General features: G+C 74.3%; 8 protein-coding genes. 3 read left to right on the top strand and 5 right to left on the bottom strand.

Annotation, left to right across the window (positions count from 1 at the left end; all coding sequences use genetic code 11):
• Positions 1-250: 250 nt before the first annotated feature.
• Positions 251-847 carry a TetR/AcrR family transcriptional regulator gene (locus tag ACWDRR_RS29910; RefSeq protein WP_449775361.1) on the bottom strand — a complete coding sequence of 199 codons (597 nt, stop codon included), beginning with the start codon at positions 845-847 and terminating at the stop codon, positions 251-253.
• Positions 848-1,013: 166 nt separating this feature from the next.
• Between ACWDRR_RS29910 and ACWDRR_RS29905 the strand changes: the two genes are divergently transcribed.
• Positions 1,014-1,973: an alpha/beta hydrolase family protein gene (locus ACWDRR_RS29905; RefSeq protein ID WP_449775360.1), complete on the top strand. Its 960-nt coding sequence runs from the start codon at positions 1,014-1,016 to the stop codon at positions 1,971-1,973.
• Positions 1,974-2,364: 391 nt separating this feature from the next.
• Here the strand turns inward: ACWDRR_RS29905 and ACWDRR_RS29900 are convergent, their stop codons facing one another.
• Positions 2,365-2,811, bottom strand: coding sequence for a DUF6188 family protein (locus ACWDRR_RS29900; protein ID WP_449775359.1), 447 nt, complete (start codon positions 2,809-2,811; stop codon positions 2,365-2,367).
• 777 nt (positions 2,812-3,588) lie between these two features.
• On the opposite strand from ACWDRR_RS29900, the gene ACWDRR_RS29895 reads away from it, so the two are divergent.
• Positions 3,589-5,373, top strand: coding sequence for an ABC transporter ATP-binding protein (locus ACWDRR_RS29895; protein ID WP_449775358.1), 1,785 nt, complete (start codon positions 3,589-3,591; stop codon positions 5,371-5,373).
• Complete coding sequence (locus ACWDRR_RS29890) at positions 5,370-7,130, top strand: ABC transporter ATP-binding protein (RefSeq protein WP_449775357.1); 1,761 nt, start codon at positions 5,370-5,372, stop codon at positions 7,128-7,130. Before ACWDRR_RS29895 ends, ACWDRR_RS29890 begins: the two co-directional genes overlap by 4 nt.
• Before the next feature lie 89 nt (positions 7,131-7,219).
• On the opposite strand, the gene ACWDRR_RS29885 is transcribed toward ACWDRR_RS29890, so the two are convergent.
• From ACWDRR_RS29885 to ACWDRR_RS29875, 3 genes are all read right to left on the bottom strand, one after another.
• Positions 7,220-7,666 carry a hypothetical protein gene (locus ACWDRR_RS29885; protein WP_449775356.1) on the bottom strand — a complete coding sequence of 149 codons (447 nt, stop codon included), beginning with the start codon at positions 7,664-7,666 and terminating at the stop codon, positions 7,220-7,222.
• A 93-nt stretch (positions 7,667-7,759) separates the two neighbouring features.
• Positions 7,760-8,782 (bottom strand): serine hydrolase domain-containing protein, encoded by a 1,023-nt coding sequence (locus ACWDRR_RS29880; RefSeq protein WP_449775355.1) that lies wholly within the window; start codon positions 8,780-8,782, stop codon positions 7,760-7,762.
• Positions 8,775-19,466 (bottom strand): amino acid adenylation domain-containing protein, encoded by a 10,692-nt coding sequence (locus ACWDRR_RS29875; RefSeq protein ID WP_449775354.1) that lies wholly within the window; start codon positions 19,464-19,466, stop codon positions 8,775-8,777. Before ACWDRR_RS29875 ends, ACWDRR_RS29880 begins: the two co-directional genes overlap by 8 nt.
• Positions 19,467-19,570: the final 104 nt, after the last annotated feature.

Genomic DNA, 19,570 nt, shown 5'->3' with positions numbered 1-19,570 from the left:
CGTCGAAGGAGCCGGGGTCCAGGTGGCCGAGGACGCGCCGGAGAGCGGGGTGGGCGGCCTCCGAGACGGCGTCCGCCAGACGGTCGCCGAGCGGCTGACGCCCGGCCGCCTGCTCCTCCTGGGCGAGGCCGAGGGTGAAGTAGGTGACCGACCAGGTGGTCCAGGCGGCCTCGCGCTCTCGCCGCCGCGCTGCGCACCGCGTCCCGCTAGGACCCGGCCGCGGCGGCCGCCCGCGGACGCGCCGCCCGGCTCAGGTCGCCCGCGGCTCCCGCAGGCCCCGCAGGAGCAGGTCGACCAGCCGGCGGGGGTCGTACCGCGGGTCGCCGTCACGCCCGATGCAGAGGTTGCCGATGCCGCGCATCAGCTCGTACGCCTGGGTGCCGGGCCTGATCTCGCCCGCTTCGACCGCGGCGTCGAGCAGCTGCGCGCAGACCGGCACCAGGCGGTCGAGGAAGTAGGCGTGCAGCGCCTCGAAGCCGCCGCTGTCCGACTGCAGCGCGTTGGCGAGCCCGTGCTTCGTCACCAGGAAGTCGACGAAGAGGTCGACCCAGCGGCGGAGCGCGGTGAACGGGGAGTCGGTGCCCGCGAGCAGGCTCGGACCGGCCTCGGCGCACGCCTCGACCTGGTGGCGGTAGACGGCGACGACCAGATCCGCCCGGGTCGGGAAGTGGCGGTAGATCGTCCCCAGCCCGACACCCGCCCTGGCCGCGATCTCACGGATCGGCGCATCGACGCCGGAGGCGACGAAGACCTCGGCGGCGGCGGCGAGCAGCGTCTCCCGATTGCGCTGCGCATCGGCCCGCTTGCCCCGGGCCGGTACCTCCTCGGGCTGGCCTGCAGTGGGCACCACGCTCTCCTTCCGACGACCGTTGACCAAACGGAACGCTGTTCCGTATAGTAAGTGGAACGAGGTTCCGGTTTCAGCCTATCGGAAACCGGCCACTCCTGACCGCCTCCCCCGCCGCCGGCCCCACGAGGCCGGCCGCAGAGGCCAGTGAAGGGACCTGCGCATCATGACTGCATCGACCCACCCGGCCGACACCTTCGGCCCGCCCGCCCCCGTCCTCTCGGTCGCCCCGGTCGTCCTGCCGGTGCCCGGCCGGGCCGTCGACCTCCAGGTACGGGTCTCCGCGCCCGTGACCGGGAGCGACCTGCCGGTCGTCCTCCTGTCGCACGGCCAGGGCCACTCGAACCACCTCTCCTCGCTGAACGGCTACGCCCCCCTGGTCAACTTCTGGGCGGCGCACGGCTTCGTCGTCATCCAGCCCACCCATCTGAGCTCGACGACGCTGACGCTCGACCCCGACACCCCCGGGGCGCCGATGTACTGGCGCTCCCGCGCCGAGGACATGCGGCACGTCCTCGACCGGCTCGACGCGATCGAGGCCGCCGTCCCGCAGCTCCTCGGGCGGCTGGACCACAGCCGGGTCGCCGTCGCCGGACACTCGATGGGCGGGCACACCGCGAGCCTGCTGCTGGGCGCCCGGCTCACCGATCCCGAGGACGGCTCGGAGGCGGACCTGGCCGAGCCCCGGATCAAGGCGGGCGTCCTGCTCGCCGCACCCGGCCGGGGCGGCGACTCCCTCACCGGGTTCGTGGCGGAGAACTACCCCTTCCTCCTGACCCCGGACTTCTCCGGGATGACGACGCCCACGCTCGTGGTCGCCGGCGACCAGGACGACTCCACCCATCTGACGGTCCGGGGCCCGCAGTGGCACGCCGATCCGTACACCCTCTCCCCCGGCCCCAAGTCCCTGCTCACCCTGTTCGGCGGGGAGCACGGGCTCGGCGGGATCTCCGGCTACGACGTCGCCGAGACCACGGACGAGGACCCCGCGCGGGTGTCCGTGGTGCAGCGACTCACCTGCGCCTACCTCCGCAGCGCGCTCCACCCCGGGGACGGGGCCTGGCGGTCGGCGTGCGAGGCGCTGGCGACCGACCCCGACCCGCTCGGACGGGTCGAGTCGAAGTAGGCCGAAGGGCGCCGGCGCCGGGAGTCCGGCGCAACGATTCCGGTCGGAGTCGGCCTCGACGGCCGGGCCGGGAATTGCGGAATTCCCGGCCCGGCCGGACTCCTCGCCCCGGCCGGAGTTCCCGTTCTGCCGTGGGAACAAGCCCGGATCACGGACGCCGACCTGGCGATCTCGGCCGGCTTCGCTGGTGAACTCCATTCGCGCTCAGGCGAATTGGTCGTTCGCTCCCATGGGGCCGGCCTCCTCCCGTCGCCACCGCCGCGGTCGCAGCGGCCCGCCGGCCGTCGTACGCGTGCGTGCGTGCATGCGGGCGGGCGGGCGGGCGGGTACGGGAACGGCGGCCGGAGCGCGGAGTTGTGGCCCGGCGGTGCCGGTCACCGCCGGCGGGTTCTCAGTGCCCCGCGGCCCGGCTGCGCGAACGCGCTCCCGTTCCGGACCGGGTCCAGACGGCCAGCCCCCCGCCGGGCAGCGAGACGAACCGCCATCCTCGTGGTCCTGCGATCTGCCAGGCCTCCAGCGACGTGTCGGCCGAACACGTCAGCCGCGCACCGCTGTCGAACACCATCCGCAGGGCCCCGGACTTGAACGCGACCGCCGACAGGACGGTCGCCCCGGACAGCGCCGCGACCAGATCCCGGGCCCCGGCGAACGGACGCGGGCCGGGACTGCCGTCCAGCGGCCCCGGCGAGAGCCGGGCGGGGGCTTCCAGCACGACGTCCCACCCCGCGTGCAGAGCGAGCGTCAGCCGGAATCCGGTGCGGATTCCGGCGACTCCCGTGCCTCGGAGGTTCAGGACCCACCGGTCCTTGTGTTCGACCGGTTCCGCTTCAGTGGTCATCGCCGCACCGTGGTCCACTCCGTCGCAGGTGCCAGGGGGGTTCGCCTCCTCGGTGTCACCCTCACCGGGTCGTTGACGTCCACCGCATCCGGAGGTTTCCGCACAGGCCGGCGCTGCCGAGAGCACGAGGAGAGAGGTACGCGGCCATCTTGGCAGACCGGCGGCGCAAGGCGCCTCATGGTCTGAACCACCGGCCCGGGAGCGCCGTGAGCGCAGTCCCCTCCGCCACGAATGCCGCGAACGCATCACCGATCCCCGGGTGATGATTCCCCTCGACCCGCAGTCGTGCGCAAGGTGGCGACGCCGGCTTCCCCCAGGGATTCGGCGGATCACCGGCCGACTTCGACTCAGTCCCCGTGAACGGACCCGCTCCCGCCCTCCCCGCACCACCCGAGGCGGACCGGGGGAAACCCGTCGGTCACCAGCGATATCCGATCCGCGAACTCGTCGCGGCTCCTGGGATCGCCATGAGTTTCCCGGCTGCGAAAAGGCGGACGCCGCAGGCGCATTGCGGGAATTCCCGCCCGGCGGACGCGCACCGCCGCGCGCGAAAGGGCAGCCGCATTCCGCGGGTCGAACGCACCCGCACCGACACCGGTCACCGGGGCGGCCATTGACAATATCCGGACACGCCAAGAACATGGTTCCACGTCGGTGCCTTGCGACTTCACGCCATATGGCCCCTTCGGCCGTATGGCGTTTCTTGTGTCCGGTGCGTGGAGTGCCGCGGCCGAATCGGTCGCCGGCACCTCTCGATCCCAGGCAAGGACGGCCGAGATGATGCACGGACCAGACCTGCCCGAAGGCACGCGCCGGGTCCCCTACGAGTTCCCGGGGCTGCCGGACCACCGTAGCCCGCTGCGCTTCCTGTGGTGGCTGACGATCCGTCAGTACCGGCGGGTGCTGCTCGGCGCCCTGTGGGGCACGGCGTGGATGTGCGCGCTCATGCTGCCGCCGTACCTGCTGTCGAAGACGATCGACGAGGGGCTCAAGGCGCGGGACACCGGGGCGCTGCTCCGGTGGATCGCAGCCGTGGTCGTCACCGGGGCCGCGATCGCGATCCTCGGCATCCTGCGGCACCGCACCATGACGCGGGTCCGGGTGGACGCGGCCTACCGGACGGTCCAGGTCGTCACGCGCCACGTCACCCGGCTGGGGTCGGCACTGCCCCGCCGGGTGTCCGCGGGTGAGCTCGCGCACCTCCAGGCCGGTGACATCGGCAGGATCGCCCAGACCCTGACCATCACCGGACCGGGTGTGGGCGCGGTCGTCGCGTATGCCGCGACCGCCGTCCTGCTGGTCCGGATCTCGGTCGTCATCGCCGTGGTGGTCCTGCTCGGCGTCCCGGCCCTGGCCCTGACCGTCGGCCCGCTGCTGGGGAAGCTGCACGGCGCCGAGGGCCGCTACCGGGAGGACCAGGGTGCGCTGACCGCCCTCGCCGGTGACATGGCGGCCGGCCTGGGCGTGCTCAACGGGATCGGCGGCAAGCCCCTGTTCGCCGGCCGGTACCGGGAGCGCTCCCGGGCTCTGGTCCCCCTCGGATACCGCGTCGCCGCCATCACCAGCTGGGTCCAGGCGCTCACCGCCTGCCTGCCCGTGCTCTTCCTCGCCGTGGTGACGTGGATCGGCGCGCGGATGGCGGCCGGTGGGGCCATCACCGTGGGTGAGCTGGTGGCGGTCTACGGGTACGTCGCCGCTCTGCTGGCACCCGTCTCGTTCTTCATCGAAGGGGCGGACGACCTGCCCCGCGGGCTGGTCTCCGCACGGAGGGTGACCGCCGTCCTGGCGCTCGCCCCGGCCGCCGAGGAGCACCGGACCCGGCTCGACCCCCCGGCCGCCCCCGGCCGACTGCACGACCCCGAATCCGGTCTGGTGGTGGCACCGGGGAAGGTGACGGCCCTGGTCGGGGCCCGTCCGGACGAGTCCCGAGCCGTGGTGGACCGGTTGGCCGGCTACACGGACTCCGAGGCCTCCTGGGGAGACCTCAGGCTGTCCGGCTGGGACCGCGCGGCACTCCGGCGGCACATCCTGCTCGCGGACAACGACGCCTACCTGTTCGCCGGGCCCCTGCGTTCCGTCGTCGCCGGCGGTACCGGCCGCTCCGACGAGGACATCCGGCGGGCGCTGCACGCCGCCGCCGCGGACGACATCGTCGATGCGCTCCCCGACGGGCTCGACACCCGCCTGGAGAACCGGGCCCGCAACGTCTCGGGGGGACAGCGCCAGCGGCTTCAGCTGTCCCGGGCCCTGCTCGCGGATCCGGCGGTGCTCCTGCTCGTGGAGCCGACGTCCGCACTGGACGCGCACACGGAGGCCACCGTTGCCGCCCGGGTGGCGGCGCACCGGCGCGGGCGGACCACCCTCGTCGTCAGCACGTCACCGCTCCTGCTCGGCCGGGCCGACGAAGTCGCCTACCTGGTGAACGGGAAGGTGCGGGCGACCGGCACGCACGGAGAGCTCCTCGCCGGCCAGCCGGGCTACGCGGCCCTGGTGTTCCGCGGCGGCGCCGAAGTCCCCGCCGGGGCCGCCGGGGCGCAGCTCGTGGAAGGACAGTCCCGATGAGCCGGTCCGACGAGACGCCGCGCCTGCCGGTCGCCGACGCCAAGGCGGTGCGCCGGGCCGTCCGGCAGCTGATGACGGAGGACTCGGCCGCCGTCTGCGGGATGCTGCTGCTGACCTGCCTCGCCGCGCTCGCCGGCGCGGCCGGCCCCTGGCTCCTCGGCCGCATCGTGACCAGGGTCGAGTCCGGTGACCTCTCCGTCTCCGGTGTCGACGGACTGGCCGCGGCGGTCCTGGGCTTCTCGGTGGCCCGACTGCTGCTGACGCGATGGGCGCGCGGCCTCTCCCACCGCTTCGGCGAGCGCGCGCTCGCCCGGCTCCGCGAGGAGGTCGTCGACCGCACCCTCGCGCTGCCGGGGCGCATCGCGGACGGGGTGAGCACCGGCGACCTGGTCACCCGCGCCACCCTGGACGTCTCGACCGTCGCGGCCACGCTGCGGAACGCGGCTCCGGACATCTTCATCGCCGGTGTCCAGGTCGTGTTCGTCTTCGCCGCGGTCTTCCTCCTCGACCCGCTGCTCGGGCTCTGCTCGATGGTGGGGCTGCCGCTCGTGTGGGGCGTGAGCCGCTGGTACCTCGCGCGCTCCCGGGACGCCTACCTCGCGGAGGGAGCGGCGTCCGGCGAGGTCTCCGAGATCCTCGACTCCACCGCGCACGGCGCCCGGACCATCGAGGCCTACGGGCTGGGCGAACTGCGCGACGGCGCCCTCGACCGGGCCGTCGACACCACCTACCGCGCCGCCATGCGCACCCTCTCCCTGCGCACGGTGCTGTTCCCGGTCACCGAGTTCGCGCACACCCTGCCGATGGCGCTCGTCCTGCTCGTGGGCGGGATCGGCTACCTCGACGGGGCGGTCCCGCTGGGCGTCGTGGTGGCGGGCGGCCTGTACATGTGGCAGTTGGTCGACCCGCTCGACCAGATGCTCTTCTGGGTCGAACAACTGCAGCGCAGCGGCGCCTCGTTCGCCCGCATCAAGGGGGTCGGACTGGTGTCGCAGACGACGGACGCCCCGGTGCCGGTGCCGGTGGACGACCTCATCGAGGTCAAGGGCGCGGGATACTCCTACCTGCCCGGGCACGAGGTCCTCAAGGACGTGGAGCTGCGGGTCCGCCCCGGTGAACGACTGGCCGTGGTCGGCCGGTCGGGAGCGGGCAAGTCCACCCTCGGCAAGCTGCTGGCCGGGATGGACGCCCCGGACACCGGCCACATCCTGGTCGGCGGCGTTCCCGTCGCCGACCTGGCCGCGGCCGGCGCCCTGGGCAACCGCATCGTCCTCATCACCCAGCAGCACCACGTGTTCGTGGGCACCCTCCGCGACAACATGACCATGGCCGCGCCCGACGCCGACGACGAGGCCGTCCTCGCGGCGCTGAGGGCGGTGGAGGCGGACTGGGTGGCCGAACTGCCGGAGGGGCTGGACACCCCGCTGGGCTCGGGCGGAGTCGAGCTGGGGCCCGCCCAGGCGCAGCAGCTCACCCTGGCCAGGGTGCACCTGGCGGACCCGCACACCCTGATCCTGGACGAGGCCACCGCACTGCTCGACCCGACGACGGCCCGGCGGGCGGAGCGGGCCGTGGCCGCCGTCCGGTCGGACCGCACCGTCATAGCCATCGCCCACCGGCTCCAGACCGCGCACGACGCGGACCGCGTCGCCGTCATGGAGTCCGGTCGCATCGTCGAGCTGGGCACCCATGACGAGCTGGTCGGCGCGGGCGGCCCGTACGCGGACCTGTGGCGGTCGTGGAACGGCGGGAGCTGACCCTCCGGGCCCGCCGTCCACCCCCGGGGCTGACGCCCCCGGGGAGGACGCGGCCGCACGCGGAACTCAAGGCTCCAGGAGCCGGGCCGTCACCAGTCCACCGCACGCCTGGACAGGACCGCCATTCCCACCGCCGCGGGCAGTTCGACCAGCAGGGCCATGGCCAGCGCCACGTACCAGTCGACGGCGTCCTCGGCACTCATGACATCGAACCAGGCATCGAGCAGCAGCAGCGTCGCGGTCGCCGAACCGGCCAGCGCGACCAGCCGCGAGCGACGGGCCAGCAGCACCGCGGTGGCGATCAGGCCGGTGCACTGGAGCAGGTCCAACCCGACCCACACCGTGGACCAGTTCGGCACCTCGGCCTCCCCGGGCGCGGTCGCGCCGAGCACCAGGATCCATGCGAACAGCAGCACCGCCACCCCGGCCAGCGCACCCGCCACCACCCGGCGCGGGCGCACCGACGCCGGGTCGTCCGCGCCCAGGCGGTCGAGCAGGTGGCGCAGCGACCGGGTCCCCCGTATCTGACTCTCCATGATCGAGAATCTACCGCCCGCCGACCGGGCCCCGGTCACTTCCGGGAAGTCGGCGGGAGGCGCACGCCCGGGCGCCCGGGCAGCGGGCGGGTGTCATGCCGGGAAGGCCGCCTCGATCAGTCGGACGGCCAGCGGAGGTACCCGCATGGTGCCGCGGACGGTCGGGCTGATCACGTAGGTGAGGCAGCGTCCGAGGTCACGTGTGGTGACCATGCCCGTGATCGCGCCGTGCACGACCCCGGCCATGCCCCAGACCGTGACGCCGTTGGGCAGCACCAGGTGGTCCAGGCCGGCCGCCGCGTAGGCCGGCCTGGGGTCGTTCAGGTACGGCACCCGCGGGACGTGGAACAGCACCCGCTGCTCCTCGGCGGGCAGCAGTTCGCCGCCGACCAGGGCGGTCAGGAAGCGTTCCAGGTCGGGCAGGGTGGAGACCATCTCGCCGGCCGCGCCGTGGATGGACGGGTTCTGTTCGGTGACGTCGATGCCGTCGTCGTAGCCCCGCAGGTGCGGGCCGGACAGGATCGGGTCGGTCCCCGGCAGTGAGGTCCCGGCCAGTCCCAGCGGGCGCAGCAGCCGGGTCTCGATCTCCTCGCGGTAGGAGTGGCCGCAGACCGCCTCGATCACCAGGCCCGCGAGGTCGTAGTTGGCCCGGGCGAGCTGCTGTCCGGTGCCGGGCGGGTGGAGCAGCGGCAGCCGCAGTGCCTTGGCCACGCGCTGTTCGGGCGTGAAGGTGTCCGTCCGGTGCCGCAGGAACCACGCGGTGTCGTTGTACCGGACGTCGCTCTCGTCGGCCAGGCCGCTGGTGTGGTCGAGGAGCTGGCGGACGGTCACCGGGTGCTCCAGCAGTCCCGGCAGGTGGCGCCGGACCGGGTCGTCGAGGCCGAGGCGGCCCTCGGCGGCGAGTTGCAGCACGACCGTGGCGACGAAGGTCTTGGTGAGGCCGCCGATCCGGAACCGGTGCCCGATGTCGGCCGGTTCACCGGTGGCGGGGTCGGCCGTGCCGGTGACGGCCGTCCAGGTCCCGCCCTCGACGGCCGGGCCGCCGAGCCGGACCATGACGGCGTGCGCCGCGTCGTCCGGGCGCCGGCCCACCACCCTGAGCAGCGCGTCAGTCATCGGTACCGCCCCGGACGGTGCCGGCCTCGCGGCTCTCGACCGGCAGGTCCTGGGCCTGGGCCCAGAGCCTGGTGAGCTCGCCGCCGAGGATCCCGCCGCCGGCGCGCCGGACGGCGTCGGCGAGGTGGGTGTGGACCTGCTTGCCCGACTCGGAGTTGGTCAGGACGACCAGCCCCTCACCGCTGTCGATCCGGGTGAAGGTGCCCACCCGGAAGCCGACGGTGCGGCCGCCGTGGCCGAACTCCAGGTCTCCGGCGCTGTTGTCGATGACGGTGCCGAGGCCGTAGAAGCTGCCCGGGTGCCAGACCGTGAGCATCTGCTGGGCCAGCGGCCGGGTCAGCAGCTTCCCGGGCTCGCCCCGGTAGGCCCGGCGGATCTCCGTGGCGACCTTGGTGAGGTCGGCGGCGCTGGCCCACAGGCCGCCGGCGGCCACCTCGTTGCGCACCCGGTAGCGACCGGCGATCGGCTCGCCGTGGACGTCGTGCCCGATCGCCACCGGGGTCCCGGACCGGTGCGGGAAGTCCTGGTCGAAGCTGCTGTCCGTCATCTCCAGCGGCTCCAGCACCGTCTCCCGCATCAGCTCCGGGAAGGGCCGCCCCGTGACGTCGTCGAGCAGTTGCTGCAGCACGGAGTAGTTGATGTTGGTCTTCCGGAAGACCGTGCCGGCCGGGTGCCGGCACCGGACCGGCTCATTGGTCGCCGGTCCGGTGCCGGTCAGCACCTCCAGCACGGTCGGCATGGTCTCGGTGGGCAGGAAGTTGGTCGGCGGCACGTGGCTCAGACCGGCCTGGTGGCTGAGCAGTTCCCGCAGCGTGACGACCGCGCCGTCGGGCACCTGCCAGGTCCGCAGGTAGCGGTTGAGGTCGGCGTCCAGGTTCAGCGTGCCGTCGGCGACCAGCTGCAGCACGGCCAGCAGGGTCACGTGCTTGCTGACCGAGGCGACCTGGAAGGGGGTCCGCGCGGTGACCGGCTCCGGCCGGTCGGCGGCGGTGACGCCGTAACCCTCCAGGGCCACCACCTCGCCGTCGCGCAGGATCGCGAGGCCGACCCCGGGGACGCCGTGGCGGTCCATCACCTCCAGCAGGGCGTCCTCATCGATCCTGATCCCCGCCGCGGGGGCGGCGGCCCGTACGGGCCCGGGCGCCGGGGCGGGCGGGCGGTGGTCGGTCATGTCCTGTCCTTCCGTCAATGCGTCCACGGCCGCCGCGAGATCGGCCAGCGTGTCGTACTCGTAGAGCATGCGGAGCGTCACCGGCAGGCCCTGGCGGGTGGCCGCGGCGATGACCTTGATGATCAGCAGGGAGTCCCCGCCGTGCTCGAAGAACGCGTCCCGGGCGCTCACCCGGTCGAGGCCCAGCACCCGGCCGTAGATCTCGGCCAGGGCCCGCTCGGTGGGTGTCCGGGGCGGCACGAAGTCCTCGTCCCGCACCGGCTCGGGGGCGGGCAGGGCGCGCCGGTCGAGCTTGCCGTTGGCGGTCAGCGGGAGACGTTCCAGCGGTATCACGACGGCGGGAACGAGGCTGGGCGGCAGCTTGGCGGCCAGCTCCCGACGCAGCTGCGCGGAGCGCAGCGGCGCACCGTCGCGGGGCACCGCGTACCCGATCAGCCGGCCGTCGCGCACGACGACGGCGGCCTCCCGCACCGCGGGCAGTGCCGTCAGGGCGGCGGCGGCCTCGCCGGGTTCCACCCGGACGCCGTTGATCTTGACCTGGTCGTCGATCCGGCCGGCGTACATGACCACGCCGTCCGGCCGGATCCAGGCCCGGTCGCCGGTCCGGTAGAGCCGGGCCCCCGGCCCGCCGAACGGGTCGGGGACGAAACGCTCGGCGGTCAGCCCCGGCCGCCCCAGATAACCCCGCGCCACGCCGACCCCGCCGACGCACAACTCCCCGACCGTGCCCAACGGCACCGGACGCGCCCCGGCGTCCAGCACCCGCACCACCACACCGGGCAACGGCGCACCGATCGGCGGCGGGTCGGCCGGACGATCGGCGGCGAGGTACTGGGCGGTGGCGTCGATGGTGCACTCGGTGGGGCCGTAGGTGTTCCACACCTCCCGGCCGCCCGGGGCGGTCAGCCGCCCGGCCAGCGCCGCGCCGAGCGGTTCGCCGGCCGTGAAGACCAGCCGCAGCGAGGTGCAGCGCGGCCAGTCCGGCAGTTCGGTCAGCAGGTGCCAGACCGACGGGACGGCCTGCAGGACCGTCACCCGGTGGGTGAGGACGCTGCGCAGCACCGCCTCCGGGTCGCGCTCGGCGCCGTCGGGGGCGAGCACGAGCGTTCCGCCGCCGGCCAGCGGCGCGAACACCTCCCAGCCGGCGGCGTCGAAGCCGATGGAGGTCTTGAGCAGGACCCGGTCGGCCTGGCCGATGCCGTGGTGGTCCACCGCCCAGGCGACGCGGTTGGCGAGGGCCCGGTGGGTGATCTGGACCCCCTTGGGGCGGCCGGTGGACCCGGAGGTGTAGATCACGTACGCGAGCCCGTCGGGATCGACCGACGGCAGCTCGGCGGACGGATCCGCCACGGACCCGCCGTCCTCCACGAACACCAGGTCCACCCCCGACAGACCCCCGGACAGACCCTCGGACAGACCCCGCTCCGTCAGCACCACCCGCACACCCGCGTCCGCCAGCATCCACCCCGAACGCCCCACCGGACCCGACGGATCCAACGGCAGGTACGCCCCACCCGCCTTCCACACCGCCAGCAACGACACCACCAGGTCCGCACCACGACCCAACAGCACCCCCACCACCGACTCCGCACCGACACCCAGACCACGCAACCGCCACGCCAACGCCGTCGACCGCCGGTCCAACTCGGCGAAACTCAGCGACACCCCGCCACCGACCACCGCCACCGACTCCGGCGAACGCCCCACCCAACCGGCGAACCGCTCCACCACCAGACCCGCCGTCAACTCCCCCGCACCAACCAGACCCACAGCCGCACCGGACTCACCCGCCGGCAGGAACACCGCCTCCGCATCACCCTCCGCATCCGCCGCCATCGCCTCCAGCACCGCCCGGTACAACCCCGCCACCCGAGCCGCATCCACCCGCGGGAGGACGGCGGTGTTGCTGCTGAGGCCGACATGGCCGGCGATGGTGGTGACGGCGAGGTCGAACTCCGTGTTGCCGTCGGCCAGGACCGCGCCCACGTCGACCAGCTTCCGGTCGACCTGGGGGAAGTCGAGGTAGTTGAACGAGGCGTTGAGCAGGCGTCCACCGCCGGCCAGCCGCTGCACCTCGGGCATCGGGAACCGCCGGTGCGGCCACAGCTCCACCTCGCGCGCGAACACCGAACTCACCAGCTCGCGCCAGGTCCGCGCACCCCGCTCGAAGCCGAACGGCAAGGTGTTGAGGTACATGCCGGGCACCCGGTCGGCGCCGACGGCCTCGGGCCGGGCGTCGCAGACCAGGCCGGTGCAGAACGAGGGCAGATCGGTCAGCCGGCCGAGCACGGTGAGGTGGGCGGCCAGCAGGACGCTCTTGAGCGAGGCGCGGGCTCGGGCGGCGAGCGCCCGGAGGCCGGCCTCCAGGTCCTGGAACGAGACCTGCAGGCGGTAGCGCTCGCTCGGCCGGCCGGGTGCCTGCGCCCAGTGGGCCGGCAGGGCGAAGGCGGGGTAGCGCTCGACCTGCCCGGCCCAGTACCCGCGGTCCTCCGCCGACTCCAGCGCCCGCAGCTCCCCGGCGACGAAGTCGGCGTAGCGGACCTGGGCGGGCCGGGGCGGCTCCGGGTCGCGGCCGGCCGCGAGGGCGCGGTAGCAGCCGAGCAGCTCCATCAGGAGGTTGTAGTTGCTCCACCCCTCGGTGATGGCGTGGCAGCGGACCATGGTGAGCCACCAGCCGTCCTCGGCCCGGTGCACGGCCAGCCGCAGCAGCGGCGCGCGCGACAGGTCGAACAGCTCCGCCCGCTCGGCCCGCTGGAACTCCCGCAGCCGCTCCTGGAACTCCTCCCCCGACAGCTCCCGCAGATCCCGCACCACCACCGGGACCGTCGCCTCGGCGTGCACCAACTGCAAGGGCACCGTGTACGACCCCAGGTCGAAGGAGGTCCGCAGCACCTCGTGCCGCGCCACCACCACCCGGGCCGCGGCCTCGAAGGCCTCCGCGAGGAACGGCTCGGCGTCGCGGATCCGGAAGGAGGCCACACCGTGGTAGCGGTGCAGGACGTCGTCGGCGAGCATCTCGACGACCATGCCGAGTTGGGTCCGGGAGACCGGGTACGCGTCGGCCAGACCCGGCGGCAGCGCGGCCCGGTCCTCCTCGGCGAGCAGCGCGAAGGGGGCGACACCCGCCTCCGGCACCACGGCGGAGCGTCCCTCCAGCAGGGCGGTGAGGCCCGCCACGGTACGGCCCGCGAAGACGTCGCGCACCGTGACGTCGAAGCCCTGCGCCCGCAGCGCGCCGGCCACCGCCACCGCCCGGATCGAGTCGCCGCCGAGGTCGAAGAAGCTCTCCGTCGTCCCGACCCTGGGCAGGTCCAGCACCTGGGCCCAGACACGCGCGAGGGCGTACTCGGTGGGCGTGCCGGGCGCGACGAACTCCGCGTGGAGCCCGGCGTCGGGGGCGGGCAGGGCGCGCCGGTCGAGCTTGCCGTTGGCGGTCAGCGGCAACCGCTCCAGCGCCACGAACACCGACGGCACCAGGTGGTCCGGCAACGTACGCGCCAACTCCTCCCGCAACTCCCCCGCACCCGGCAGACGCCCGCCCGAGGGCACCACGTACCCCACCAGCCGGCCCTCGTGCACCACCACCGCGGCCTCCCGCACCGACGGCAGCGCCACCAGCGCCACCGCCACCTCCCCCGGCTCCACCCGGTGGCCCCGCACCTTCACCTGGTCGTCGATCCGGCCCGCGTACATGACCACGCCGTCCGGCCGGATCCAGGCCCGGTCGCCGGTCCGGTAGAGCCGGGCCCCCGGCCCGCCGAACGGGTCGGGGACGAAACGCTCGGCGGTCAGGCCCGGCCGCCCCAGATAACCCCGCGCCACGCCGACCCCACCGACGCACAACTCCCCGACCGTGCCCAACGGCACCGGACGCGCCCCGGCGTCCAGCACCCGCACCACCACACCGGGCAACGGCGCACCGATCGGGACCACCCGCTCACCCCGGCCGTCCGGCACGGGGTGGACGGTCGTCCCGACGGTCGCCTCGGTGGGGCCGTACTCGTTGATCAGCCGGCCGGGCCCGAGCAGGGCGGTCGTCCGGTCCGCCAGCCGGCCGGGGAAGGCCTCGCCGGCGACGACCAGGACCTCGGCGAGTGCGGCGAGCTGCTCGTCGGTCAGCTGGTGGGTGAGCAGGTCCAGGTGGCCCGGGGTGAGCTTGACGAAGGAGAACGGGCCCGCGGCCGACAGGTCGGCGCCGAGGTCGGCGAGGTCGCGCTCCTGCGGCCAGAGCCAGAGGCGCTGCCCGCTCGCGAGCGGCGCCCAGAGGTTCGGGACCACCAGGTCGAAGGCGTGCGAGGAGAACAGCGGCGCACCACCGGTGCCGCGCTCGGCCAGCTCGGTGACCGCCCAGGCGAGGTGGTTGGCGAGGGCCCGGTGGGTGATCTGGACCCCCTTGGGGCGGCCGGTGGAACCGGAGGTGTAGATCACGTACGCGAGCCCATCGGGGTCGACCGACGGCAGCTCGGCGGACGGATCCGCCACGGACCCGCCGTCCTCCACGAACACCAGGTCCACCCCCGACAGACCCTCGGACAGACCCCGCCCGGTCAACACCACCCGCACACCCGCGTCCGCCAGCATCCACCCCGAACGCTCCACCGGACCCGACGGATCCAACGGCAGGTACGCCCCACCCGCCTTCCACACCGCCAACAGCGACACCACCAGGTCCGCACCACGACCCAACAGCACCCCCACCACCGACTCCGCACCGACACCCAGACCACGCAACCGCCACGCCAGCGCCGTCGACCGCCGGTCCAACTCCGCGAAACTCAGGGACACCCCACCGCAGACCACCGCCACCGACTCCGGCGAACGCCCCACCCAACCGGCGAACCGCTCCACCACCAGACCCGCCGTCAACTCCGCGGCACCAAGCAGACCCACGGCCGCACCGGACTCACCCGCCGACAGGAACACCGCCTCCGCATCACCCTCCGCATCCGCCGCCATCGCCTCCAGCACCGCCCGGTACAGCCCCGCCACCCGAGCCGCATCCACCCGCGAGAGCGCCCGGGTGCTGGTCTTGAGGCCGATGCGCTTCGACAGGGTGGTCACCGCGAGGTCGAACTCGGTGGTGCCGGGCGCCATCACGCTGCCCAGGTCGACGGATTCGCTCTCCAACCGCTCGAAGTCGACGTGGTTGAGCAGCACGTTGACGACGCGGCCGGCGCCGGCCAGCCGCTGCACCTCGGGCATCGGGAACCGCCGGTGCGACCAGAGCTCCACCTCGCGCGCGAACACCGAGCTCACCAGCTCGCGCCAGGTCCGCGTACCCCGCTCGAAGCCGAACGGCAGGGTGTTGAGGTGCATGCCGTAGACCCTGTCGGCGCCGGGTGCCTCGGGCCGGGTGTGCACGACGACCCCGCTGCTGAAACGGTCCTGGTCGGTGAGCAGGCTGAGCACCTTGCCGTGGGCGGCGACCAGGACGCTCTTGAACGAGGCCCGGGCGGCGGCGGCCAGGGCACGCAGGCCCTCTTCGAGGTCGCCGAAGGGCACCGACTCCCAGTAGTCCTCGACCGGCCGGTCCGGCGCGCCCCAGTGGGCGGGCAGTGCGAAGGCCGGGTAGCGCTCGACGTGCCCGGCCCAGTACCCGCGGTCCTCCGCCGACTCCAGCGCCCGCAGCTCCCCGGCGACGGCGTCGGCGTACCGGGTCGTGGGCCGCCGGTACGGGGCGGGCTCGGCGCCGCTCGCGAAGGCCCGGTAGCAGTCGAGCAGTTCCTTCACCAGGGAGTGGTAGCTCCACCCCTCGACGATCCCGTGGAACTCGGTGACGGAGAGCCACCAGCCGTCCTCGGCCAGGTGCACGGCCAGCCGCAGCAGCGGCGCGTGCGACAGGTCGAACAGCTCCGCCCGCTCGGCCCGCTGGAACTCCCTCAGCCGCTCCTGGAACTCCTCCCCGGACAGCTCCCGCAGATCCCGCACCACCACCGGAACGAGCGCCTCGGCGTGCACCAACTGCAAGGGCACCGCGTACGACTCCAGGTTGAAGGAGGTCCGCAGCACCTCGTGCCGCGCCACCACCACCCGGGCCGCGGCGCGCAGCGCGGGGAGCGAGAACGGTCGCTCGTCCCGGATCCGGCTGGTGGCGACGTTCTGGTAGTTGCTGCGGCGGTCCTCGGCGAGCAGGTCGACGGCCATGCCGATCTGGGCCATCGTCATCGGGTAGGCGTCGGCGAGGCCGGCCGGCAGCCGCTCCCGGTCGGCCTCCGTGATCAGCTCGTACGGCTCGACGGCCGGGTCCGGCAGGGCGGTCGTCAGCGCGGGGCGGTCGGCCAGCAGGGCGGCGAGGCCCGCCACGGTGCGGGCCTCGAAGACGTCGCGCACCAGGGCGTCGAAGCCCTCCGAGCGCAGCGCCCCGGAGAGCGCGACGGCCCGGATCGAGTCGCCGCCGAGGTCGAAGAAGCTCTCCGTCGTCCCGACCCTGGGCAGGTCCAGCACCTGGGCCCAGATCTCGGCGACCCGCTCCTCGACGGCGTTGCCCGGGGCGACGTACTCCTGGTGGGGCTCGATCCCGGGGGCGGGCAGGGCGCGCCGGTCGAGCTTGCCGTTGGCGGTCAGCGGCAACCGCTCCAGCGCCACGAACACCGACGGCACCAGGTGGTCCGGCAGCGTACGCGCCAACTCCTCCCGCAACTCCCCCGCACCCGGCAGACGCCCGCCCGAGGGCACCGCGTACCCCACCAGCCGGCCCTCGTGCACCACCACCGCGGCCTCCCGCACCGACGGCAGCGCCACCAGCGCCACCGCCACCTCCCCCGGCTCCACCCGGTGGCCCCGCACCTTCACCTGGTCGTCGATCCGGCCGAGGAACTCCAGGCTGCCGTCCGGCAGGCGCCGGGCCAGGTCGCCGCTGCGGTAGCGGCGGGCGCCGGGCGGGCCGTACGGGTCGGGGACGAAGCGATCGGCGGTCAGCGCCGGACGGCCCAGGTAGCCGCGGGTCACGCCGGCCCCGCCGACGTGGATCTCGCCGCGCGCACCGGTCGGCACCGGCCGGCCGTGCTCGTCCAGCAGGTGCAGGGTGAGGTCGTCGAGCGGGCGGCCGATCGGGTTCCCGGCCAGCGGGGACAGGTCCGCCCCGCCGACCTCGCGGTAGGTGGCGTGCACGGTGGTCTCGGTGATGCCGTACATGTTCACCAGGCGCGGCCCGGCCGGCCCGAACCGCTCCACCCAGGGCGCGAGGTCCGGCACGTCGAGCCGCTCGCCCGCGAAGACCACCGCGCGCAGGGCGAGCCTCGCCGGCCGGGGATCGCCGGCCGCGGCCGCCGCGACCAGGCCCCGGAAGGCGGAGGGGGTCTGGCTGAGGACGGTGACCCGCTCACGGAGCAGCAGGTCGAGCAGTTCCGACGGGTCGCGGTTGGTCTCCGGGTCCACCACCACCAGGCGCCCGCCGTGCAGCAGCGCGCCCCACATCTCGAAGACCGAGACGTCGAAGGCGTAGGAGTGGCAGAGCGACCACACGTCCTCGGGGCCGAAGTCGAGCCGGCGGCGCGCCGTGGCGAGCAGCCGGACGACGTTGCGGTGGGTGACCGCCACGCCCTTGGGCCGGCCGGTGGAGCCGGAGGTGTGGATGACGTAGGCGAGCTGACCGGGGTCGACCGCCGGCAGCACGGCCTCGGCGGGCTCGCCGGACTCCTCCGCGGGCGCGTCCAGGACGAGCAGCTCGCCGTCGTGCAGGGCGGACAGCCGTTCGGCGTGGGCCTGTCGGGTGATCAGGACGCGGGCGCCGGTGTCGCCCAGCACGTAGGAGATCCGCGCGTCCGGCACCGTAGGGTCCAGCGGGACGTACGCACCGCCCGCCTTCAGCACGCCGAGCAGGGCGGGCAGCAGTTCGGCGTCGCGGTCCAGGCAGACCGCGACCAGGTCCTCCGGGCCCACCCCGAGCCCGGCCAGTCGGCGGGCCAAGCGGTCGGCGGCGGCGTCGAGTTCGGCGTAGCCGAGGGTGTGCCCGCCGCTGACCACCGCGACGGCCCCGGGGGTGCGTGCCGCCTGCTCGGCGAAGAGCTCGTGCAGCGGGCGGGGCGTGTCGACGCGGTCCGCGGGCGGGGCGGTCAGCTCGGCCCGCTCGGTGGGGTCGAGCAGCTCCAGCGCGGACAGCGGGGTGTCCGGGGCGCCGGCGGCGCTGTCCAGCAGCCGCAGGAAGTGCGCCAGCAGCCGCTCGGCGGTGGACCGGTCGAACAGCTCGGTGGCGTACTCCAGGCGCAGCGGGAACGCGCCGTCCGCGGCCTCCTCGGCGACCAGTGCGAGGTCGAACCGGGCCTGCGGCCGGGCCGGCTCGACCTCAGCCGTGGCCAGCCCGGGCAGCCGGTAGTCGGTCACCGCCTGCTCGCGCAGGGTGAGGAACACCTGGAAGAGCGGGGTGCGGGAGCGGTCGCGCTCCGGCTCCAGCTCGGCGACCAGGGAGGCGAACGGCACCCCTTGGTGGTCGTACGCGTCCAGGACCGTCCGGTTGGTGGCCCGCAACAGCTCGGCGAAGGTCGGGTCGCCGTCCAGCCGGCCGCGCAGCACCAGGGTGTTGATGCCGTAGCCGATCAGGCCCTGGAGTTCGGGCCTGGTGCGCAGGTTGGTGACGGTGCCCACCGGGATGTCGGTGCCGCCGGTGCAGCGGGCGAGCAGGGTCTGGAAGGCGGCGAGCAGCACCGGGAACGGGGTGGTGCCGTGGGCCCGGGCCAAGGCGCGGACGCGGTCGGCGAGTTCGACCGGTATGCGGCCGAGGGCGGTGTCGCCCCGGTGACCGCGGACGGCCGGTCGGCGGCGGTCGGTGGGCAGGTCGAGCGTGCCGAGGTCGGCGAGCTGCTCGCGCCAGAACGCCAGGGCCTCCTCGGTGGGCCGGGAGTTCTCCCAGGCGGCGTAGTCGGCGTACTGCACGGCCGGCACCGCGTCGGCCGGCGCGTTGGCCCCCGCCCGGTCGGCGACGGCGCGGCGGTAGCCCTCGCCGAGCTCCTCGGCGACCAGCCGGGTGGACCAGGCGTCGCAGGCGATGTGGTGGGCGACCATGATCAGCACATGGTCGTCCGGGGCACGGCGCAGCAGCCGGCCGCGGATCGGCCACTCCTGCTCCAGGTCGAAGGGCCGCTCCGACTCGCGCGCGATGTGGGCGCGCACCGCCTCCTCGCGCTGCTCGGCGGGGAGGTGGCCGAGGTCGTCGACCGGCAGGTCGGGGGTCCCGGTCGGGTCGACCAGCTGGACCGGCTCCCGGCCGTCCAGGGCGTAGCGGGTGCGCAGGACCTCGTGCCGGTCGTGCAGCCGGCGCCAGGCCGCGCCCAGCGCGGTGACGTCGAGTTCGCCGCGCAGCCGCAGCACCACCGGGAGGAGGTACTCGGGGCTGCCGGGCTCCAGCCGGTTGAGGAACCACATCTGCCGCTGGCCGGCGGACAGCCGCAGCGGCCCGCTCCGGTCCGCCCTGCCGATGCCGCGGTGGCGGCCGCGCAGCTCGCCGCCGAGGACGCGGCGCAGGTACTCGGCCCGGAGCGCCTCGGAGCCGGTGGTGTCGGTTTCGGTGCCGGTCATGGTTCTCGGCTCTCCTCAGCTGTGGTGGGGCGCGGACGGGGAGGGCGGTCCGGCACCGGGTGCGCGGCCGTGCGGCAGGTCGTGGGCGGGGGTGCGGGCGGCCG

It is taken from the genome of Kitasatospora sp. NPDC003701 (assembly GCF_053587085.1).
The sequence above is the reverse complement of the archived record's forward strand: the minus strand, read 5'-3'. Positions and strand labels throughout refer to the sequence as shown.